Source organism: Streptomyces sp. NPDC001108 (genome assembly GCF_053598535.1).
This window is the reverse complement of sequence record NZ_JBSFKL010000005.1, coordinates 65103-81819: the sequence shown is the minus strand read 5'-3', so window position 1 is coordinate 81819 and position 16717 is coordinate 65103. Positions and strand designations below refer to the sequence as shown.

General features: G+C 74.0%; 16 protein-coding genes. 4 read left to right on the top strand and 12 right to left on the bottom strand.

The window, feature by feature from the left end; translation table 11 throughout:
- Positions 1 to 16: 16 nt before the first annotated feature.
- The 4 genes from ACWC97_RS13780 to ACWC97_RS13765 form a co-directional block, all read right to left on the bottom strand.
- On the bottom strand, positions 17 to 1021 hold the full coding sequence (locus ACWC97_RS13780; protein ID WP_352274867.1) for a 2-hydroxyacid dehydrogenase: 1005 nt from the start codon (positions 1019 to 1021) through the stop codon (positions 17 to 19).
- 145 nt (positions 1022 to 1166) lie between these two features.
- Positions 1167 to 1859 carry a response regulator transcription factor gene (locus tag ACWC97_RS13775; RefSeq protein ID WP_352274866.1) on the bottom strand — a complete coding sequence of 231 codons (693 nt, stop codon included), beginning with the start codon at positions 1857 to 1859 and terminating at the stop codon, positions 1167 to 1169.
- Entirely contained in the window at positions 1856 to 3079 is a 1224-nt protein-coding gene (macS, locus tag ACWC97_RS13770) for a MacS family sensor histidine kinase (protein ID WP_352274865.1), read from the bottom strand. The genes ACWC97_RS13775 and macS overlap by 4 nt, the downstream gene beginning before the upstream one ends.
- Before the next feature lie 52 nt (positions 3080 to 3131).
- Complete coding sequence (locus ACWC97_RS13765; protein ID WP_352274864.1) at positions 3132 to 3875, bottom strand: lysophospholipid acyltransferase family protein; 744 nt, start codon at positions 3873 to 3875, stop codon at positions 3132 to 3134.
- 213 nt (positions 3876 to 4088) lie between these two features.
- Between ACWC97_RS13765 and ACWC97_RS13760 the strand changes: the two genes are divergently transcribed.
- Together ACWC97_RS13760 and ACWC97_RS13755 are read left to right on the top strand one after the other, a co-directional pair.
- A complete protein-coding gene (locus ACWC97_RS13760) occupies positions 4089 to 4868 on the top strand; it encodes an alpha/beta hydrolase (RefSeq protein WP_385211168.1) in 780 nt (259 codons plus the stop codon).
- The gene (locus ACWC97_RS13755; RefSeq protein WP_450649322.1) at positions 4861 to 5541 is read left to right on the top strand and encodes a hypothetical protein; all 681 of its coding nucleotides are present in this window, start codon (positions 4861 to 4863) and stop codon (positions 5539 to 5541) included. The genes ACWC97_RS13760 and ACWC97_RS13755 overlap by 8 nt, the downstream gene beginning before the upstream one ends.
- 13 nt (positions 5542 to 5554) lie before the next feature.
- Here ACWC97_RS13755 and ACWC97_RS13750 read toward each other — a convergent pair whose 3' ends face one another.
- The 6 genes from ACWC97_RS13750 to ACWC97_RS13725 all read right to left on the bottom strand — a co-directional run bounded on the left by ACWC97_RS13750 (position 5555) and on the right by ACWC97_RS13725 (position 10609).
- Entirely contained in the window at positions 5555 to 6313 is a 759-nt protein-coding gene (locus tag ACWC97_RS13750; RefSeq protein ID WP_352274861.1) for an endonuclease/exonuclease/phosphatase family protein, read from the bottom strand.
- Between the two features lie 80 nt (positions 6314 to 6393).
- Positions 6394 to 7335 (bottom strand): ROK family glucokinase, encoded by a 942-nt coding sequence (locus ACWC97_RS13745; protein ID WP_352274860.1) that lies wholly within the window; start codon positions 7333 to 7335, stop codon positions 6394 to 6396.
- 72 nt (positions 7336 to 7407) lie between these two features.
- Positions 7408 to 7893 carry a DUF5304 domain-containing protein gene (locus tag ACWC97_RS13740; protein WP_352274859.1) on the bottom strand — a complete coding sequence of 162 codons (486 nt, stop codon included), beginning with the start codon at positions 7891 to 7893 and terminating at the stop codon, positions 7408 to 7410.
- Between the two features lie 82 nt (positions 7894 to 7975).
- On the bottom strand, positions 7976 to 9244 hold the full coding sequence (locus ACWC97_RS13735; protein WP_450649320.1) for an ArsA family ATPase: 1269 nt from the start codon (positions 9242 to 9244) through the stop codon (positions 7976 to 7978).
- A 5-nt stretch (positions 9245 to 9249) separates the two neighbouring features.
- Positions 9250 to 9696 carry an SRPBCC family protein gene (locus tag ACWC97_RS13730; RefSeq protein WP_352274857.1) on the bottom strand — a complete coding sequence of 149 codons (447 nt, stop codon included), beginning with the start codon at positions 9694 to 9696 and terminating at the stop codon, positions 9250 to 9252.
- Positions 9697 to 9805: 109 nt separating this feature from the next.
- The gene (locus ACWC97_RS13725) at positions 9806 to 10609 is read right to left on the bottom strand and encodes a metallophosphoesterase family protein (RefSeq protein ID WP_352274856.1); all 804 of its coding nucleotides are present in this window, start codon (positions 10607 to 10609) and stop codon (positions 9806 to 9808) included.
- A gap of 458 nt (positions 10610 to 11067) precedes the next feature.
- Between ACWC97_RS13725 and ACWC97_RS13720 the strand changes: the two genes are divergently transcribed.
- Positions 11068 to 12864 carry an AMP-dependent synthetase/ligase gene (locus ACWC97_RS13720; protein WP_385211154.1) on the top strand — a complete coding sequence of 599 codons (1797 nt, stop codon included), beginning with the start codon at positions 11068 to 11070 and terminating at the stop codon, positions 12862 to 12864.
- Between the two features lie 62 nt (positions 12865 to 12926).
- Here ACWC97_RS13720 and ACWC97_RS13715 read toward each other — a convergent pair whose 3' ends face one another.
- Positions 12927 to 14069, bottom strand: a complete 1143-nt coding sequence (locus ACWC97_RS13715) for a glycosyltransferase family 4 protein (protein ID WP_450649317.1) — start codon at positions 14067 to 14069, stop codon at positions 12927 to 12929.
- A 109-nt stretch (positions 14070 to 14178) separates the two neighbouring features.
- Here ACWC97_RS13715 and ACWC97_RS13710 point away from each other — a divergent pair, with 109 nt between their 5' ends.
- On the top strand, positions 14179 to 15411 hold the full coding sequence (locus ACWC97_RS13710; protein ID WP_352274853.1) for a glycosyltransferase 87 family protein: 1233 nt from the start codon (positions 14179 to 14181) through the stop codon (positions 15409 to 15411).
- 7 nt (positions 15412 to 15418) lie between these two features.
- On the opposite strand, the gene ACWC97_RS13705 is transcribed toward ACWC97_RS13710, so the two are convergent.
- Positions 15419 to 16666 carry a hypothetical protein gene (locus ACWC97_RS13705; RefSeq protein WP_450649315.1) on the bottom strand — a complete coding sequence of 416 codons (1248 nt, stop codon included), beginning with the start codon at positions 16664 to 16666 and terminating at the stop codon, positions 15419 to 15421.
- Positions 16667 to 16717 lie beyond the last annotated feature (51 nt).

Here is a 16717-nt window from a genome sequence, read left to right as displayed (position 1 = left end):
TGCGCGGCCCCGGGGCTCAGCCCGCCGGGGCCGCCGGGACCAGGACGTTCTCGCTGCGGCGGCCGGCCAGGTAGTCGGCGATGTTCCGTACGGTGGCGTCGATGATCTGGCCCACCGCGTCCTCGGTGTAGTACGCCTGGTGGGAGGTGACGACGACGTTCGGGAAGGTGACGAGCCGGGCCAGGGTGTCGTCGTCGACGCCCTCCAGCGACTTGTCGAGGAAGAAGAGCCCGGCCTCCGCCTCGTAGACGTCGAGCCCGACGCCCAGGAAGCGGCCCGCGCGCAGTTGGGCGACGAGCGCGGTGCTGTCGATGAGGCCGCCCCGGCTGGAGTTGACCAGGATCGCGTCGTCCTTCATCAGGGCCAGGGCGTCCGCGTCGATGAGGTGGTGGGTGGCGGGCAGCAGCGGGACGTGCAGGCTGACCAGGTCGGCCTCGGCGAGCAGCCGTTCCTTGGGGACGTAGGTCATGCCGAGGCTCGTGCAGGCGGGGTTCTCCGCGACGTCCCAGCCGAGCAGCCGCATGCCGAAGCCGTGGGCGATCCGGGCGAACGCCTCGCCGATCCTGCCGGTGCCGATCACACCCGCGGTGCGGCCGTGCATGTCGCGGCCGAGGAGCCCGTCGAGCCGGAAGTCGAAGTCGCGGGTGCGGCTCGCGGCCCGGATGATCCGGCGGTTGACGGCCATCGCGAGGGTCCAGGCGAATTCGGCGACGGAGTACGGCGAGTAGAAGGAGACCCGGGCCACCCGCAGGGCCAGGCGCTCGGCGACATCGAGGTCGATGTTGTTGAAGCCGGTGGAGCGCTGGGCGATCATCTGGGTGCCGCCCGCCGCCAGGGTCTGCAGCACGCGGGCGCCCAGGTCGGCGTTGACGCTGGTGGAGATGGCCTCGTAGCCCGCCGCGATGGGGGCGGTGTCCCGGTTCAGGAAGACGTCCAGGCAGCGGACCTCGTGCTGCCCCGCGAAGGCCCGCTCGATCAGCGGCTTCTCGTCGGACTGCACACCGAAGGCCAGGATCTCCACGGCTTCTCCCGTTGGTCGCGCGGACCGGCTCCCGGGTGTCCCGGGACGGGGCCGGGGCCCTCTGGGTGCCGGTCCTCGCGAATATACGGTCCGCCGGGCCGGCCCGCCGCTCGGGCGGCGCGGCGGAAGGCCGGTCGGCGGGCTCTCAGGCGTCGTCGAGGCCGCGCTCGATGGCGTAGCGGACCAGCTCCACGCGGTTGTGCAGCTGGAGCTTGCCGAGGGTGTTCTGCACGTGGTTCTGCACGGTGCGGTGCGAGATGACCAGCCGCTCGGCGATCTGCTTGTACGAGAGCCCCTTGGCGACCAGCCGGAGCACCTCGGTCTCGCGGTCGGTGAGCCGGGGCGCGTCGGGCTCGTCGGGGGCGGCCGGCGCGGGGTCGGAGGCGAGTCTGCGGTACTCGCCGAGGACCAGTCCGGCCAGGCCCGGGGTGAAGACGGGGTCGCCGGCGGCGGTGGAGCGCACCGCGTCGGTCAGCTCCTGCGTACTGGCCGACTTGAGGAGGTAGCCGGTGGCACCGGACTTGACCGCCTCCAGCACGTCGGCGTGCTCGCCGCTCGCGGAGAGCACCAGCACCCGCAGCCCGGGGTGCGAGCCGACGAGTTCCTTGCAGACCTGGACGCCGGGCATTCCCGGCAGGTTGAGGTCGAGCACCAGGACGTCGGGGGCGGCGGCCTTGGCGCGGCGGACCGCCTGGGGCCCGTCACCGGCGGTCGCCACCACGTCGAAGCCGGACTCGGACAGGTCGCGGGCGACGGCGTCGCGCCACATCGGGTGGTCGTCCACCACCATCACCCGGACGGCGCGCTCCGGGCCGCCCCCGCTGGTCTCGGTACTCATCTCGCCGACTCCGCCTTCCCCCGTGAAACCTTCGGTACCTTCAGTTCGACCTCGGTGCCCTGGCCGGGAACCGAGAGCAGCTCGGCCGTGCCGCCCAGGTCGCGGAGCCGGCCGCGGATCGACAGGGCCACCCCCATCCGGCCCTCCCCCTCGGCCTGGGCGAGCCGCCCCTCCGGGATTCCGGGGCCGTCGTCGCGGACCGTCACGATCACCTCGTCCGGCCAGTCCTCGACGAGGATCCATGCCTGGGCATTGTCCCCCGCGTGCACCCTGACATTGTCCAGGGCGGCACCGACGGCGGCCGCCAGCTCCCGCGCGGCCGCCGGGGCGAGCAGCACCGGGGCGCCCGGCTCCGCGAAGCTGGTCCGGGAGCCGGCGTGCGGGGCGAGCAGCGAGCGCAGGTCGCAGGGGGCCCCGTCGGGCGGCTCCTCGTCGGCCTCCACCCGGCGGACCACGGCGCCCTCGGCGGCGTCCTCGGAGACCCGGTCGGCGGCGACCAGCCCGCTGGAGACCAGGGTGCGCAGGGCGATCTCCTGCTCCCCGGCGAGGCGGCCCAGCTCGGCCGCCTCGCCGCCGAGCGCGGTGCCCCGGCGCTGGACCATCGCGAGGACCTGGAGCACGCTGTCGTGGATGTCGCGGGCCAGCCGTTCCCGTTCGCGGGTGGCGGCCTCGATCTCCAGGGCGCGGGCGAGGGTGCGCTCACTGGCGCGGGCGACCTCGACGACGTAGCCGATCGCTATGGAGGCGACCCAGACCAGCAGCACGTTGTGGAAGGTGTCCCGGCTGGGGTCGCCGCGTTCGACGATGTTGGCGACGGCGACGAAGGTGGAGGCGACGGCCGCCCAGCGCCAGCCGCCCTTGATGGCGAAGGCCAGCACCGAACCCGCGGTCCAGATGGACGGCAGCGTCGGGCCGTCGACCTGCTGGGCCTCGAAGTCGGCGAGCGGGGTGAGCAGTATCCCGACGAGCGCGATCGTGAGGTCGGCGCCGAGGAACCGCTTGGTGCAGGCGGCGGCGCCCGCGACCTTCGGGAGGGTGGCGAGCGTCCAGACCACCATCACCGCCAGGAAGACGACGGCCACCCACGGCCGGTCGTACTTGGCCCGGCCGAAGACGGAGAGCAGCACCGCGTAGATCATCGTGAGAATGCGGTACGCGGTCAGCGCGCGCCACAGCGGCTGCTCGACCGACATCCGTACGACGCGCACGCGCCCGGCCACTTCCCCACACCCCCTGGACGGCACCGGCGCGCGCACGCGCCGTACCGTTCCTTCAGCCCTGTGCCCCGGTCTCGCCGTTCCCCTGCTTCTGCGCCTCGGCCCGGCGCTTCGCGTCCTCGGCCATCTGCCGCTTGGCGGCCGTCGCGTAGATGTCGACGTACTCCTGGCCGGACAGCTTCATGATCTCGTACATCACCTCGTCGGTGACCGAGCGCAGGATGAAGCGGTCCCCGTCCATGCCGTGGTAGCGGCTGAAGTCGAGCGGCTTGCCGATCCGGATGCCCGGGCGCATCAGCTTGGGCACCACCTGGCCGGGCGGCTGGATCTTCTCCGTGTCGATCATCGCGACGGGGATGACCGGGGCGCCGGTGGCCAGCGCCACCCGGGCCAGCCCGCCGGGCTTGCCCCGGTAGAGACGGCCGTCGGGCGAGCGGGTGCCCTCCGGGTAGATGCCGAACAGGCCGCCGCTCTCGATCACCTCGATACCCGCCTTGATGGCCGCCTCACCGGCGCCGCGGGTGCCCGAGCGGTCCACCGGGAGCTGGCCGACGCCCTTGAAGAAGGCCGCGGTCAGCTTGCCCTTCACCCCGGTGCCGGTGAAGTACTCGGACTTGGCGATGAAGGTGACCTTGCGGTCCAGGACGGCCGGGAGGAAGAAGGAGTCGGAGAACGACAGGTGGTTGCTCGCGAGGATCGCCGGTCCCTGCGCGGGGATGTTCTCCAGGCCCTCCACCCACGGCCGGAAGGCGAGCTTCAGCCCCCCGCCGATGGAGAACTTCATAGCGCCGTAGATCAACTCGGGTGCCTCCTGTGTGCTGTCGGACTGACCATATCCCGTGTGCGGCCCGGCATGGAGCCGTTGCGGCGGCCCGTGCCGGTGGCGGCCCTGGTCGGTGTCGGCCCGGGCCGGTGACGGCCCTGGTCGGTGTCAGCCCGGTCGCGTACGGTGAAGCAATCCTCTGCACTCCCCCCTGCGCTCCCCCGCGAGCCTCACGAACAGGAGACCTTGGTGCCGGTCCTTCCCGGAGCCGAGCCGTTCCGCCACGAGGGCGGAGAGGTCGGCGTCCTCCTCTGCCACGGATTCACCGGTTCTCCGCAGTCGCTGCGCCCCTGGGCCCGCTATCTGGCGGAGCGCGGCCTGACCGTCTCGCTGCCGCTGCTGCCGGGGCACGGCACCCGCTGGCAGGACATGCAGCTCACCGGCTGGCAGGACTGGTACGCGGAGGTGGACCGGGAGCTGCGCGCCCTGCTGGAGCGGTGCACGCAGGTCTTCGTCTTCGGACTGTCCATGGGCGGCGCGCTGACGCTGCGGCTGGCGGCCAAGCACGGCGACGCGATCAGCGGCCTGGTGCTCGTCAACCCGGCGAACAAGGTGCACGGCCTGGCGGCGCACGCGCTGCCGGTCGTCCGCCATCTGATGCCCACCACGAAGGGGCTGGTCAGCGACATCGCCCTGAAGGGGTCCGACGAGGTCGGGTACGACCGGGTCCCGCTGCACGCGGCGCACTCGCTGCGGAAGTTCTTCCGGCTCGTCGACGCCGAGCTGCCGCAGGTCACCCAGCCGATCGTGCTGCTGCACAGCCCGCAGGACCATGTGGTGCCGCCCGCCGACTCGGCGCGCATCCTGAGCCGGGTGTCGTCGACGGACGTCGAGGAGATCCTGCTGGAACAGAGCTACCACGTGGCGACGTTGGACCATGACGCGGAGCGGATCTTCGACGAGAGCCATCGGTTCATCGGCCGCCTCGCCCCGAGCGTCGGCAAGAAGGGGAGCACGTCAGGTGGCTGAGCACGACGCGGAGCGCGCGGGCAGCGAGGAGGAGCGCGAGCCCCTTCCCGCCGAGGGCGCGGCCGTGCCCGACGACGGCACGGGCCAGGAGGAGTCCGCTCCCCGGAAGGCGGCGCCGGGCGGCGAGGGCGGCCGGGAGGGTTCGCCGGTCGACGAGGACGCCGCGTGGCGGGCGATCGTCGCGGGGTACGGCGAGGAGCCGCCGGACCCGCCGGGCGCCAAGCCGTTCCGTTCGGTCGAGGACCTCGCTCTGCTGGAGGACGACGGGCCCGCGGGCCCCGAGGTGGACAAGGGGCTCGGCAAGAAGCTCCCGAGGCCGCCGGAGAAGCCGCTCGGCAGCTCGGTCGTCTTCGCCCCCGGGGTGATGGGGCCGCGCGACTACGGGCTCGCCGAGCCGAAGGACGACGACCTCGACGAGAGCGACGAGGGGCACTTCGTCCCCCCGGAGCCCCCGCCGCTGCCGGAGGCCGACGCCACGGCGAAGTTCGCCTGGCTCGGGGTGGTCGGCGGCCCGGTGCTGATGCTGCTCGCGGTGGTGCTGGGCTGGGAGATGACCTGGTGGTTCACCACGGTCTGCGTCGTCGGTTTCCTCGGCGGCTTCGTCACGCTGGTGGCCCGGATGAACGACGACGGGGAGGACGACGAGGACCCCGGGCGCGGCGCGGTGGTCTGACCGGGCACGGACGTCAGGGCTTCAGGGCGGGGACCCGCAGCGCGGCCAGCACCGGAAGGTGGTCGGTGGCCGCGCGCAGGTCCGCGTCGCCGACCCCCGGCAGCCCGGCGGGGACGCCGCAGCCGAGGACCTCGATCCCGGGCGTCGCGAAGACCGCGTCGATGCGGCGGTCCGGGCGGCCGGCCGGGTAGGTGTGCTCGCCGCCCCAGGGCCGTACCGTCCGGCAGTCCTGGAGCCGCCCGGCCAGCCGGCCGAAGGCGGCGCCGGACGGTACGTCGTTGAGGTCGCCGGCCGCGACGGCGTGCTCGACGCCCATCTCGTCCATCCGCTCCAGCACCGCCCCGGCCTGGGCGAGGCGCTCCTCGCGCTGGAGGCTCAGATGGAAGCTCACCAGCCCGATGCGGGTGCCCGCGATCCGTACCACCGAGGTGGCCAGGCCCCTGCGGTGCAGCCCGGGGGTGAGCGGGAGCAGGACGTCCTCCGTGCGCTCCACCGTGGCCCGCAGCGAGCAGAGCAGCAGCGGGCCGGCCGCCGTGGCGCCGCCGCCGAGGACGACGAGGCCGGTGCGGGCCGCGAGCCAGGCGGCGCGCTTGCGCCAGCGGAAGAAGCGCGGGGCCTCCTGGATGAAGACCAGGTCGGGGGCGCAGGCCCCGATGACGCGGGCCAGCGCCCCGGGGTCGTCGCGCATCGACCGGATGTTGTAGCTCAGCGCGCGGACGACGGCCGAACCATCCGGCTCGGTACGGGAGTCGGGCAGTGGCGTCAGGACCATGCGCCTCACGATACGACGGACGCCCGCCGCTCCCCCAGGGGGCGCGACGGGCGTCCGGCCGACTCGTGCCGGGGTGCGGTTCAGCCCTGGCGGGCCAGGTCCGCCGCGCCGACCAGCCCGGCCTCGCCGCCGAGGCGGGCCGCGAGGACCTGGGCGTGCGGGCGCCACTCGCCGCCGATCAGCCAGCGCCGGAAGGACTTGCGGATCGGGTCGAGGACCAGCTCACCCTCGTCCGAGACACCGCCGCCGACGATGAACGCGGACGGGTCGAAGAGCGAGGCGAGGTCGGCGAGTCCGGCACCGGCCCAGCGGGCCAGCTCGCGGAAGGAGTCGATCGCCACCGGGTCGCCCTGCCGGGCGGCCTGGCTGATGTGCTTGCCCTCGATGCCGTCCACCGTGCCGTCGCCGAGCGACAGCAGGACCGCGGCGTTCTCCGGAGTGGCGTTGGCGCGCTGCCGGGCGTAGCGGACCAGGGCCCGGCCGGAGGCGTACTGCTCCCAGCAGCCCTGGCTGCCGCAGCCGCAGAGGAGACCGTCCGGGACGACCCGGATGTGGCCGAACTCGGCGGCCACGCCGAAGCGTCCGCGGCGCAGCTTGTTGCCGATGATGATGCCGCCGCCGAGCCCGGTGCCGAGCGTGATGCAGATGACGTCGTCGTGGCCCTGGCCGGCGCCGAAGCGGTACTCGCCCCAGGCGGCGGCGTTGGCGTCGTTCTCCACGACGACCGGGAGGCCGACGCGCTGCTCGACCTTGTCCTTCAGCGGCTCGTGGCGCCAGTTGATGTTCGGGGCGAACAGCACGGTGGCGCGCTTGTCGTCGACGTATCCGGCGGCGCCGATGCCGACGGCCTCGATGCTCCGGCCCTCGCTCGCGCCGGACACGGCCGTCGCGATGGCGTCCACGATGCCTTCGGCGGTCGGCGGGGTCGGCACCTTGTGCGTGGAGAGGATGTGGCCCTCTTCGTCGACCACGCCAGCTGCGATCTTCGTGCCGCCGATATCGACGCCGATGGTGAGTCCCATGAATCCCTCAGTTCCGGTCGTGCCCCGCTGGGGCAACCGTACCCGAGCCGGGGGGCCGCCCAGCGGCGCCGGTCAGTCGAGGTCGATCTGCTCGCCCGCGGCGGGCGGCTCGTCGCGCGGGTCGCTCGGGTCCCCGGCCCGCTTCTCCGCACCGGTGCCGTCCGTACCGGTCTTCGCACCGGCCTCGTCGGCGGCGGTGCGGGTCCAGCGGCGCTCCTGGCCCTCGACGGCGGAGCGGTAGGCGGCGAGGAGTTCGCCGCCGGCCGCGGCGAGGTGGTCGAAGACCTCCGGGTTGCGCTCGATGACCGGCTCGACGGCGGACCTCGCCTGCTTGATGATCTGCTGCACCGTGCCCTGCGCCGTGGCGCCGAGCAGCGGTGCCTGGAAGGACGCGACCTTGTCGGCGACGGCGTCGACCAGCTTGCGCAGCTCCTCGGCGGCGGAGCCGGGCGGCGGGCCGTGCTGGGCGCGGCGGCGGGCCTTCTCCGCCTCCAGGTCCTCCGCGCAGGCGCTCGCCCACGCGTCGTCGTCGGCGGGACGATCGGTGGCATCGCTCATGGCGGACTCCTGCGACGTGGCGTACGGCGGCCCGGCGTCCCGGGCGCCCGCTTCCGACGTTACCCGAACGGCGGGGCGGGGTTCAGCCCGTCCGGGGCCAGAGGTCGGGGTCCGGGGTGAAGCGGACCCGGAGCAGCCCGTCGGTGAGCGAGGCGCCCGAGACGGTGCAGCGGCGCAGCCCGGACTCCAGCGGCACGGTCCGGTGGTACGGGCCCACCGTGAGCAGCAGTTCGTCGCCCCGGCGGACCAGCCGCAGATCCTTCTTCACGGCGCCGGGCAGCGGCAGGCACCAGACCAGGACCGGTACGCCGTCGCCGTCCCCGTCGGGTGCGGTGCGCACGATCGGGCTGCCGGGGAGCAGGGCGCCCAGGCCCTCCGGGGCGTCGGGCACCTCGATCCACCAGGGGTCCTCGGCCCGGCCGGGGCCGGGTACGCCGTGGTCCGGGGCGGGTGCGGTGTGCTCGGCGAGGCGGTCGAGGTCGTCCAGGCCGCGCGGGTCGCGGCCCAGGTGGGGCAGCTCGCGCAGGGCGGCGTGCGGCGCCCACTCGTCCCGCCAGCGGTCGACGGTCTTCTCCTGCTGCGCGGCGAGCGCGGCGAACCAGGGGTCGGCCGAGTGCCGGGGCAGCAGGCGGTTGACCGCGAGGGTGTCGACCCGCAGCCCGTGCAGGGCGAGGCCGGTACGGGCGGTCCGCAGGGCCTCCTCGGCGGCCGGGCCGGGCTCGGCGACCAGCCGGAGCGTGGTGCCGGCGTCCTCGATCAGGGCCTGGACGGCGGCCAGCTCGGCGTCCTTGCGGGCGGCCGCCTCGTACAGCCACTGGGCGGGCATCGGGACCCCGGCGAGCTGGGCGAGCATCGGGCGCAGGGCGCGGGCGGCCTGCCGCTCCGGGGGCAGCAGCCGGCGCAGGTAGCGGCGGAGCCGGGCGGGGAGGGAGAGCAGGTCGAGGGCCTCGCCCAGCGGCGGCAGGTCGACGACCAGGAGGTCGTGGCCGCGGCGCGACCAGTCGCCCTCGGCGGCCCGGCGCAGGCTGTGCAGCAGGGCGAGCTGGGTGCTGCCGGGGAGCTCGGTGATCTCCTCGCCGTCCAGCCGGGCCCCGCCGAGCAGGTCGAGGACGCCGGACGCCCGGTCCTGGAGGGCGAGGAACTCGCCCCGGAAGTGCTCGGCGGAGTCGATCCGGGCGGCCCACAGCCCGGCGGTGACCTCGGTGGGGCCGGTGTCCCGGGGGAAGCCGGGTATGGGGTCGGGGGTGAGGAGCAGGGCGCTGCCGCCGCGCCGGGCGGCGGCCAGCGCGGTGGCCGCCGCGACGGTGGTACGGCCCGCGCCGCCGGGTCCGGTGACGAGGACCGTACGCATCCGGGTCAGACCTTCGGGACGGATTCGACGCGCTTCTTCAGGCCGGCCAGGGCCCGGTCGATGATGACCTTCTCGGCCTTGCGCTTGATCATGCCGAGCATCGGGATCTTGACGTCGACGGTCAGCCGGTAGGTGACCTCGGTGCGGCCGCCGCCGAGGTCGGTCAGGGCGTAGGAGCCGTCGATGGCGCGCAGCATCTGGGACTTGACGAGCGTCCAGCTGACTTCGTTCGCACCGGTCCAGGTGTAGGCGAGGGTGTGGTCGTCCTTGATCGCCCCGGCGTCGAGGACGAGGCGGACCTGCTCGGCGCGGCCCTGCGCGTCGGTGGCGAGGACCTCGGCCTCCTTGACCTCGCCGGTCCACTCCGGGTAGCGGGCGAAGTCGGCGATCACGCCCATGACGTCGGCCGGTGCCGCCTCGATCGTGATGCTCGACCTGGTGTGTTCAGCCATCGCTGTGGCTCCTCCAGTGCGGTGTAACCGGTGCGTCGGCAGAGACCCTGCCGTCAGAAGGCTATCGCGTGCGCGGGACGGATCGTCCCGGGGTCCGGTGCCGGTGGGCTCACCACTCCAGGGCCCACGGCCTGCCGGTGGACGCGAAGTGACCGACGTTCACACACTCGGTGGCGCCGATCCGCATCCGGCGCACCAGGGGCTGGTGGACGTGGCCGAAAAGGGCGTACCGGGGGCGGGTCGCGCGGATGGCGTCCAGCAGCGCCCGGCTGCCGCGCTCGAAGCGGCGCGCCACGGTGTCGTAGGTCAACTCCGGGACCTCGGGCGGGATGTGGGTGCAGAGCACGTCGACCGGGCCGAGCGCCTCGATCTTCGCCGCGTACTCCTCGTCGTCGATCTCGTACGGGGTCCGCATCGGGGTCCGCAGCCCGCCGCCGACGAAGCCGAAGACCCGGCCGCCGATCTCGGTCCGCTGGCCGTCGAGGACGGTGGTGCCGGGGTGGGCGTACTCGGGCCAGAGGTCCGGGATGTCGACGTTGCCGTAGGTGGCGTACGTGGGCGCGGGGAAGGCGGCGAAGAGTTCGGCGTACTGCCTGCGCACCGCCGAGACGATGGCGGCGTCGCGGTCGACGCCCTCCCACAGGCTCCGGTTGAACGCGCGGGCCTCGTCGAAGCGGCGGGCGGTGCGCAGGGCGACGATCCGGTCGGCGTTCTCCACGCCGAAGAGGTCGGGGAAGATGCCGCGCGAGTGGTCGGCGTAGTCGAGGAAGAGCACCAGGTCGCCGAGGCAGACCAGCGCGTCGGCCCCGTCCCCGGCCCGGGCCAGCGCCTCGCTGTTGCCGTGCACATCGCTGACGACATGCACGCGCGTGCGCTTACCCGTGCCCGCCCCGGACCGCTCTTCCGCTGCCATGCCGATCACCCTAGGCCCTGCCTTCAAAGTGCCGCCGTCCGGCCGGAGGCCGGGCCGTGCGGTGTCCGGTGCGTGCGATCGCAAGGCGGAGGGTCGCCCCGATACTGGATGTATCGGGGCAGTCCCGACAACGCGGCGAGCGTGCGTGCCGGGCGCCGCACGGCAGGCGGCAGTTTGAAGGCAGGGCCTAGAACTCCCTCCGTCACCTGGGTAGGGCCCGCTGGACCTGCGGTTATCCCTGTCCGGTCACGGAGGTGGACTACTGTGCGCCCAAGGATCACCGTGATGTGTGACGCATAAGACATCTGGCCGGGACCCCCTATCCGGAACCATGTACTGGTGGGTAACGTCCGGGCGAGTCCAGTTGTGCTCACCCCACTGAGCACGAGCCAGTCCTGGACCGCAGCCGGTGCGTCACACAGAGCCGTGGCACCGGAGCCCGATGAGGAGCAGCAGTCTTGCGCGAGTTCAGCCTTCCGGCCCTGTACGAGGTCCCCTCGGACGGCAACCTGACGGATCTCATCCGCCGCAATGCCGCTCAGCATCCCGATGTCGCGGTGATGAGCCGCAAGGTGGCGGGCGTCTGGACCGATGTCGACGCCCGGCAGTTCCTGGCCGAGGTCAGAGGGGTCGCCAAGGGGCTGATCGCGGCGGGCGTCGAGGCCGGCGACCGGGTGGCCCTGCTCTCGCGGACCCGCTACGAGTGGGTGCTGTTCGACTTCGCCATCTGGAGCGCGGGCGCGGTCACCGTCCCGGTCTACGAGACCAGCTCGCCCGAGCAGATCCAGTGGATCCTCGGCGACTCCGGAGCCGTGCTGTGCGTGGTGGAGTCCGCCGGGCACGAGGCGTCCGTGGAGTCCGTCCGGGGCGGCCTGTCCGCGCTGAAGAGCATCTGGCAGATCGAGGGCGACGCGGTCCGCCGGCTCACCGAGAGCGGTGCGGACGTCTCCGACGAGACGCTGGACCGGCGGATGGCGACGGCCAAGGCGGACGACCCGGCCACCATCGTGTACACCTCGGGCACCACCGGCCGCCCCAAGGGCTGCGTGCTGACGCACCGCAGCTTCTTCGCCGAGTGCGGCAACGTGGTGGAGCGGCTGAAGCCGCTGTTCCGTACCGGCGAGTGCTCCGTACTGCTCTTCCTCCCCGCCGCGCACGTCTTCGGGCGGCTGGTCGAGGTGGCTGCGGTGATGGCGCCGATCCGGCTGGGCTGCGTACCGGACATCAAGCACCTGACCGAGGAGCTGGCGTCCTTCCGGCCGACGCTGATCCTGGGTGTGCCGCGGGTCTTCGAGAAGGTGTACAACGGGGCGCGCGCCAAGGCGCAGGCCGACGGCAAGGGCAAGATCTTCGACCGGGCCGCCGACACGGCGATCGCCTACAGCCACGCGCTGGACACCCCGCAGGGCCCCTCCTTCGGGCTGCGGGTGAAGCACCGGATCTTCGACAAGCTGGTCTACGGCAAGCTGCGCGCGGTGCTCGGCGGACGCGGCGAGCACGCGATCTCCGGCGGTGCCCCGCTGGGCGCGCGGCTCGGCCACTTCTACCGGGGCATCGGCTTCACCGTCCTGGAGGGCTACGGCCTGACGGAGTCCTGCGCGGCCACCGCCTTCACCCCGTGGGACCGGCAGAAGGTCGGCACGGTCGGCCAGCCGCTGCCCGGCTCCGTGGTGCGGATCGCCGACGACGGCGAGGTGCTGCTCCACGGCGAGCACCTGTTCACCGGTTACTGGAACAACCCGGCGGCGACCGCCGAGGCGCTGGCCGACGGCTGGTTCCACACCGGTGACATCGGCACGCTCGACGAGGACGGCTACCTCACGATCACCGGCCGCAAGAAGGAGATCATCGTGACGGCGGGCGGCAAGAACGTCGCCCCGGCGGTGATCGAGGACCGCATCCGCGGGCACGCCCTGGTCGCCGAGTGCATGGTGGTCGGCGACGGGCGGCCGTTCGTCGGCGCGCTGGTCACCCTGGACGAGGAGTTCCTGGACCGCTGGGCCCGCGAGCACGGCAAGCCGGCCGGTTCGACGGCCCGGTCGCTGCGCGAGGACCCGGAGCTGCTGGCCGAGGTGCAGCGGGCGGTGGACGACGGGAACGCGGCCGTGTCCAAGGCGGAGTCGGTCCGCAAGTTCCGCGTCCTGGACGCCCAGTTCACCGAGGAGGCGGGCCACATCACGCCCTCGCTGAAGCTGAAGCGCAATGTGGTGGCGAAGGACTTCGCGGACGAGATCGAGGCGATCTACCGGGGCTGATCCGCGACCGGTACGCGAGAGGGGCCCGCACGGCACGTGTGCGGGCCCCTCTCGCGTCCGGATCAGAGCAGGGTGCGCAGCCGTTCGGCCAGCAGGTCCCAGCGCCACTTCTCCTCGACCCAGGCCCGGCCGCGCTCGCCCATCCGCCGCCGCAGCTCCGGGTCCTGGAGCAGGGCGACGATCCGTTCGGCCGACTCCCGCGCGCTGTCGCCGCGCACCACCCATCCGGTCTCGCCGTCCAGCACCGCGTCGGGCGCGCCGCCCGAGTCGCCCGCCACCACCGGCAGCCCGGTCGCGGACGCCTCCAGGAAGACGATGCCCAGGCCCTCCACGTCGAGGCCGCCGCGCCGGGTGCGGCACGGCATGGCGAAGACGTCGCCGGCGCCGTAGTGCGCGGGCAGCTCCGCCCAGTCCACCGGCCCGGTGAACCGCACCGCGTCGGCGACCCCGGTCTCGACGGCCAGCCTCCGCAGGTCCTTCGCGTACGGGCCGCCGCCGACGATCAGCAGCACCGCGTCCGGGATCCGCGCCAGGACCCCGGGCATCGCGCGGATCAGGGTGTCCTGGCCCTTGCGCGGCACGAGCCGGGAGACGCAGACGACGACGGGCCGGTCCGTGAGGCCGAGCGCGGCCCGCACCCGCTGCCCGCCCGAGTCCGGGTGGAAGGTCTTCTCGTCGACGCCGGGCGGGAGCTGGACCATCCGCGCCGCGGCCCCGGGGGTGAGCGCGGGGGCGATCCGGGAGCGGGTGTACTCCCCCAGGTAGGTGATGGTGTCCGTGGACTCGCCGATCCGCCGCAGCAGGTGCCGGGCGGCGGGGAGCTGGGCCCAGCCCGCCTCGTGGCCGTGGGTGGTGGCGACCAGGCGGCGGGCACCGGCCCGGCGCAGCGCGGGGGCCATCAGCCCGAGCGGGGCGGCGGCGCCGAACCAGACGGAGGTGCAGCCGTGCTCGCGCAGCAGCCCCACCGCGCGCCGGGTGGTCCGGGGGGTCGGCAGCAGCATCGTGGTGGGGTCGCGCACGACGGTGAAGGGCTGTTCGGCGTCGAAGGCGGCGGTGGCCGCGACGCCCTCGGCGCTCAGCTTCCAGGTGGAGGCGTAGACGACGATCCGCCCGGGGTCCAGGCGCAGCGCCATGTTGTGCAGGAATGCCTGGATGCCGCCGGGGCGGGGCGGGAAGTCGTTGGTCACGATCAGGGTCTTGTCCATCCCGGCCGACAGTACCGGGACCGGTCCGATGGATCCGGCACCGGCCGGGCGGGCATCATGGCTGCTCGTACCCGCCGGCGGGTATTGCGGAACGGACGGACGGAGCGGCATGACGGGATCGACGGGTGCGCGGTTCGCCGTCGCGGTGTGGGCGCTGACCAGGGTGGCGCTGCTGCTCTGCGTCACCAAGGCGGTCACCCTGCCGGGACCGGACGTGACCAGCGACGTCTCGGCGATCTACCACGGCTGGTCCGAGGTCCTGAGGAGCGGGACGTACCCCCGGGAGGACGTCACCTGGCAGTACCCGCCGCTGGCCGCGCTCGCGGTCCTCTCCCCCGGGCTGCTGCCGATGCTGGACTACACCTCGGCGTTCTTCGTCCTCGTCTGCGGCTGCGATCTGCTGGTGCTGGGGCTGCTGCTGTACGCGGGCCGGGGCGGGGGCCGGTCGCGGGCGGGCGCCTGGGTGTGGGTGGCGGGGGTGCCGCTGCTCGGTACGACCGCGTACGCCCGGTACGACGTGATGGTGGTGGCGGTGGCGGTGGCGGCGCTGCTGGCGGGGGTGCGGCATCCCCGGGTGCTGGGGGTGCTGGCGGCCGTCGGCGCGCTGCTCAAGGTGTGGCCGGCGCTGCTGCTGGCGGGTACGGAGCCCGGTCGGCGGACGCGGCTGGCGTGGGGCGCCGCGGCGGTGGCGGCGGCCGGGCTGCTGGCGGGGTGCGTGCTGGCGGCGCCGGGGGCGCTGGCCTTCCTCGGCTTCCAGCGGGACCGGGGCACCGAGGTCGAGTCGCTGGGCGGGCTGGTCTTCCATGTGGCGCGGCAGTTCGGCTGGTCGGGCCGGGTGGAGCTGCACTACGGCTCGCTGGAGTTCCTGGGGCCGCACGTGGAGCTGGTGAGCACGCTGGCGCTCGGGCTCTCCGTCCTCGCGCTGGGCTGGCTGGTGCTGTGGCGGCTGCGGGCGCGGGACTTCTCGGTGAGCACCCCGGCGGACGCGGCGTTCGCGGCGGTGCTGCTGTTCACGACGACGAGCCGGGTGATCAGTCCGCAGTACCTGCTGTGGCTGGTCGGTCTGGCGGCGGTCTGCCTGGTGTTCCGGGGCGGCCGGATGGTGCTGCCCGCCGTGCTGGTGCTGGTGGCGACGGGGATCACCCAGTGGGAGTTCCCGTTCGGCTTCGTGCACGTGGTGTCCAGCGACGCGACCGGGGTGACGCTGATGTTCCTGCGCAACGGGCTGCTGGTCGCGGCGACGCTGACCGCCTGCCGGCGGCTGTGGCGGCAGACGGTGCCCCGGCCCGCGTCCGCGGTGCCCTCGGCGGCCGGCCGGACGGTGGAGCCGGTGGGTTCCTGAGCGGGGCTCAGCCGAGGTGGGCGCGGAGCCAGTCGTGCCAGAGCCCGGTGAACTCCGCCGGGGTGGTGCCGAGCACGTCCCGCAGGGCCTGCTCGACCGCGCCGTCCCGCTCCCGGTGCGCGCCGACGGCCCGGTAGAGGGCGAGCAGTTCCGGCTCGCCCCAGCGGTCGGCGATCATCCGGCAGGCCGCCCAGCCGCCTTCGTACGCCCTGGCCAGGCGCTCCGGATCGCCGGTGAAGCCGAAGTCGGTGTCGGCGGGGAGGGCGGCGGGGAGTTCGCCGCGCCGGACGGCGGCGGCCAGTTCGGGGGCGATGCGGTCGGGGGCACGGTCCTCGGCGCGGTAGGCCGCCCAGTCCGCGAAGCCCTCGGAGAGCCAGGTCGGGGTGGCGGCGGAGGTGCGGGCGCGGGTGGCGACGTGGGTGGTCTCGTGGGTGAGGACGACGCGCTGTCCGAAGGCGTCGAGCGTGTCGTACGCCTGCGGGTTGACGATCACCCGGTCCGCCGGGTTGGTGCCCGGTGCGCCGGTCCTGCCGGAGGTGACGGCGGCGACGCCCCGGTAGTCCGCCGAGGAGCCGAGCAGCGCCGCCAGGTCCGTCGTGCTCCGGGGCACCAGCACCACCACCCGCCCCGCCCAGTGCTCCGGCCACGCGCCGGAGACCGCGGGCACCGCGCGGTCCGTGGTCCGGGCGATCGCGCGCAGCTCCCGGCCGGTGCGGCCGACGCCGAGCACCAGGCTGTGCCCGCCGCGCACCACCCGTACCGCGCCCTGCTCCCAGAGCTGGCGGACGCTGTCGGCGCCGGGCCGGTCGCCGGTGACGTACCAGCGGCCGTCCGCCCGGTCCCGGCGCAGTTCGACGACCCGGTCCGCGGTGACCGGGGCGGGGTCGTAGGCGGTGATCCGGTAGCGCAGCTCGACATCGGCGGTGACCCGGTCGGCGCCCCGCGGGGTCGTCCGGACCAGGTGGTACTCCCAGGTGCTCAGCGGTACGTCGGCGAGGTTGCCGAGCTCGCGGCGCTGGGCGGCGCGCAGGGCGGCGGCCCCGGGGTCGGTGGTGGCGAGGTAGGCGGCCGGGTCGTGGTGGAGCACGGCGGCGGCCCGGCGGTCCAGGGTGGCGCGGACGGCCCGGTCGGCGCCCTTGGCCGGGACGTCGCCGTCGGGGGCCGAGCAGCCGGCGAGGAGCAGCGGCCCGGCGAGCAGCACAGCGACGCCGCCCCACGCCCGCCCCCGCCCGCCCCGTCCACGTCCGTCGTTCACCCGATCGAGGGTACGGGCTGTCCCGCGCTCCCCGGTGGAGCGGCGTGCGGC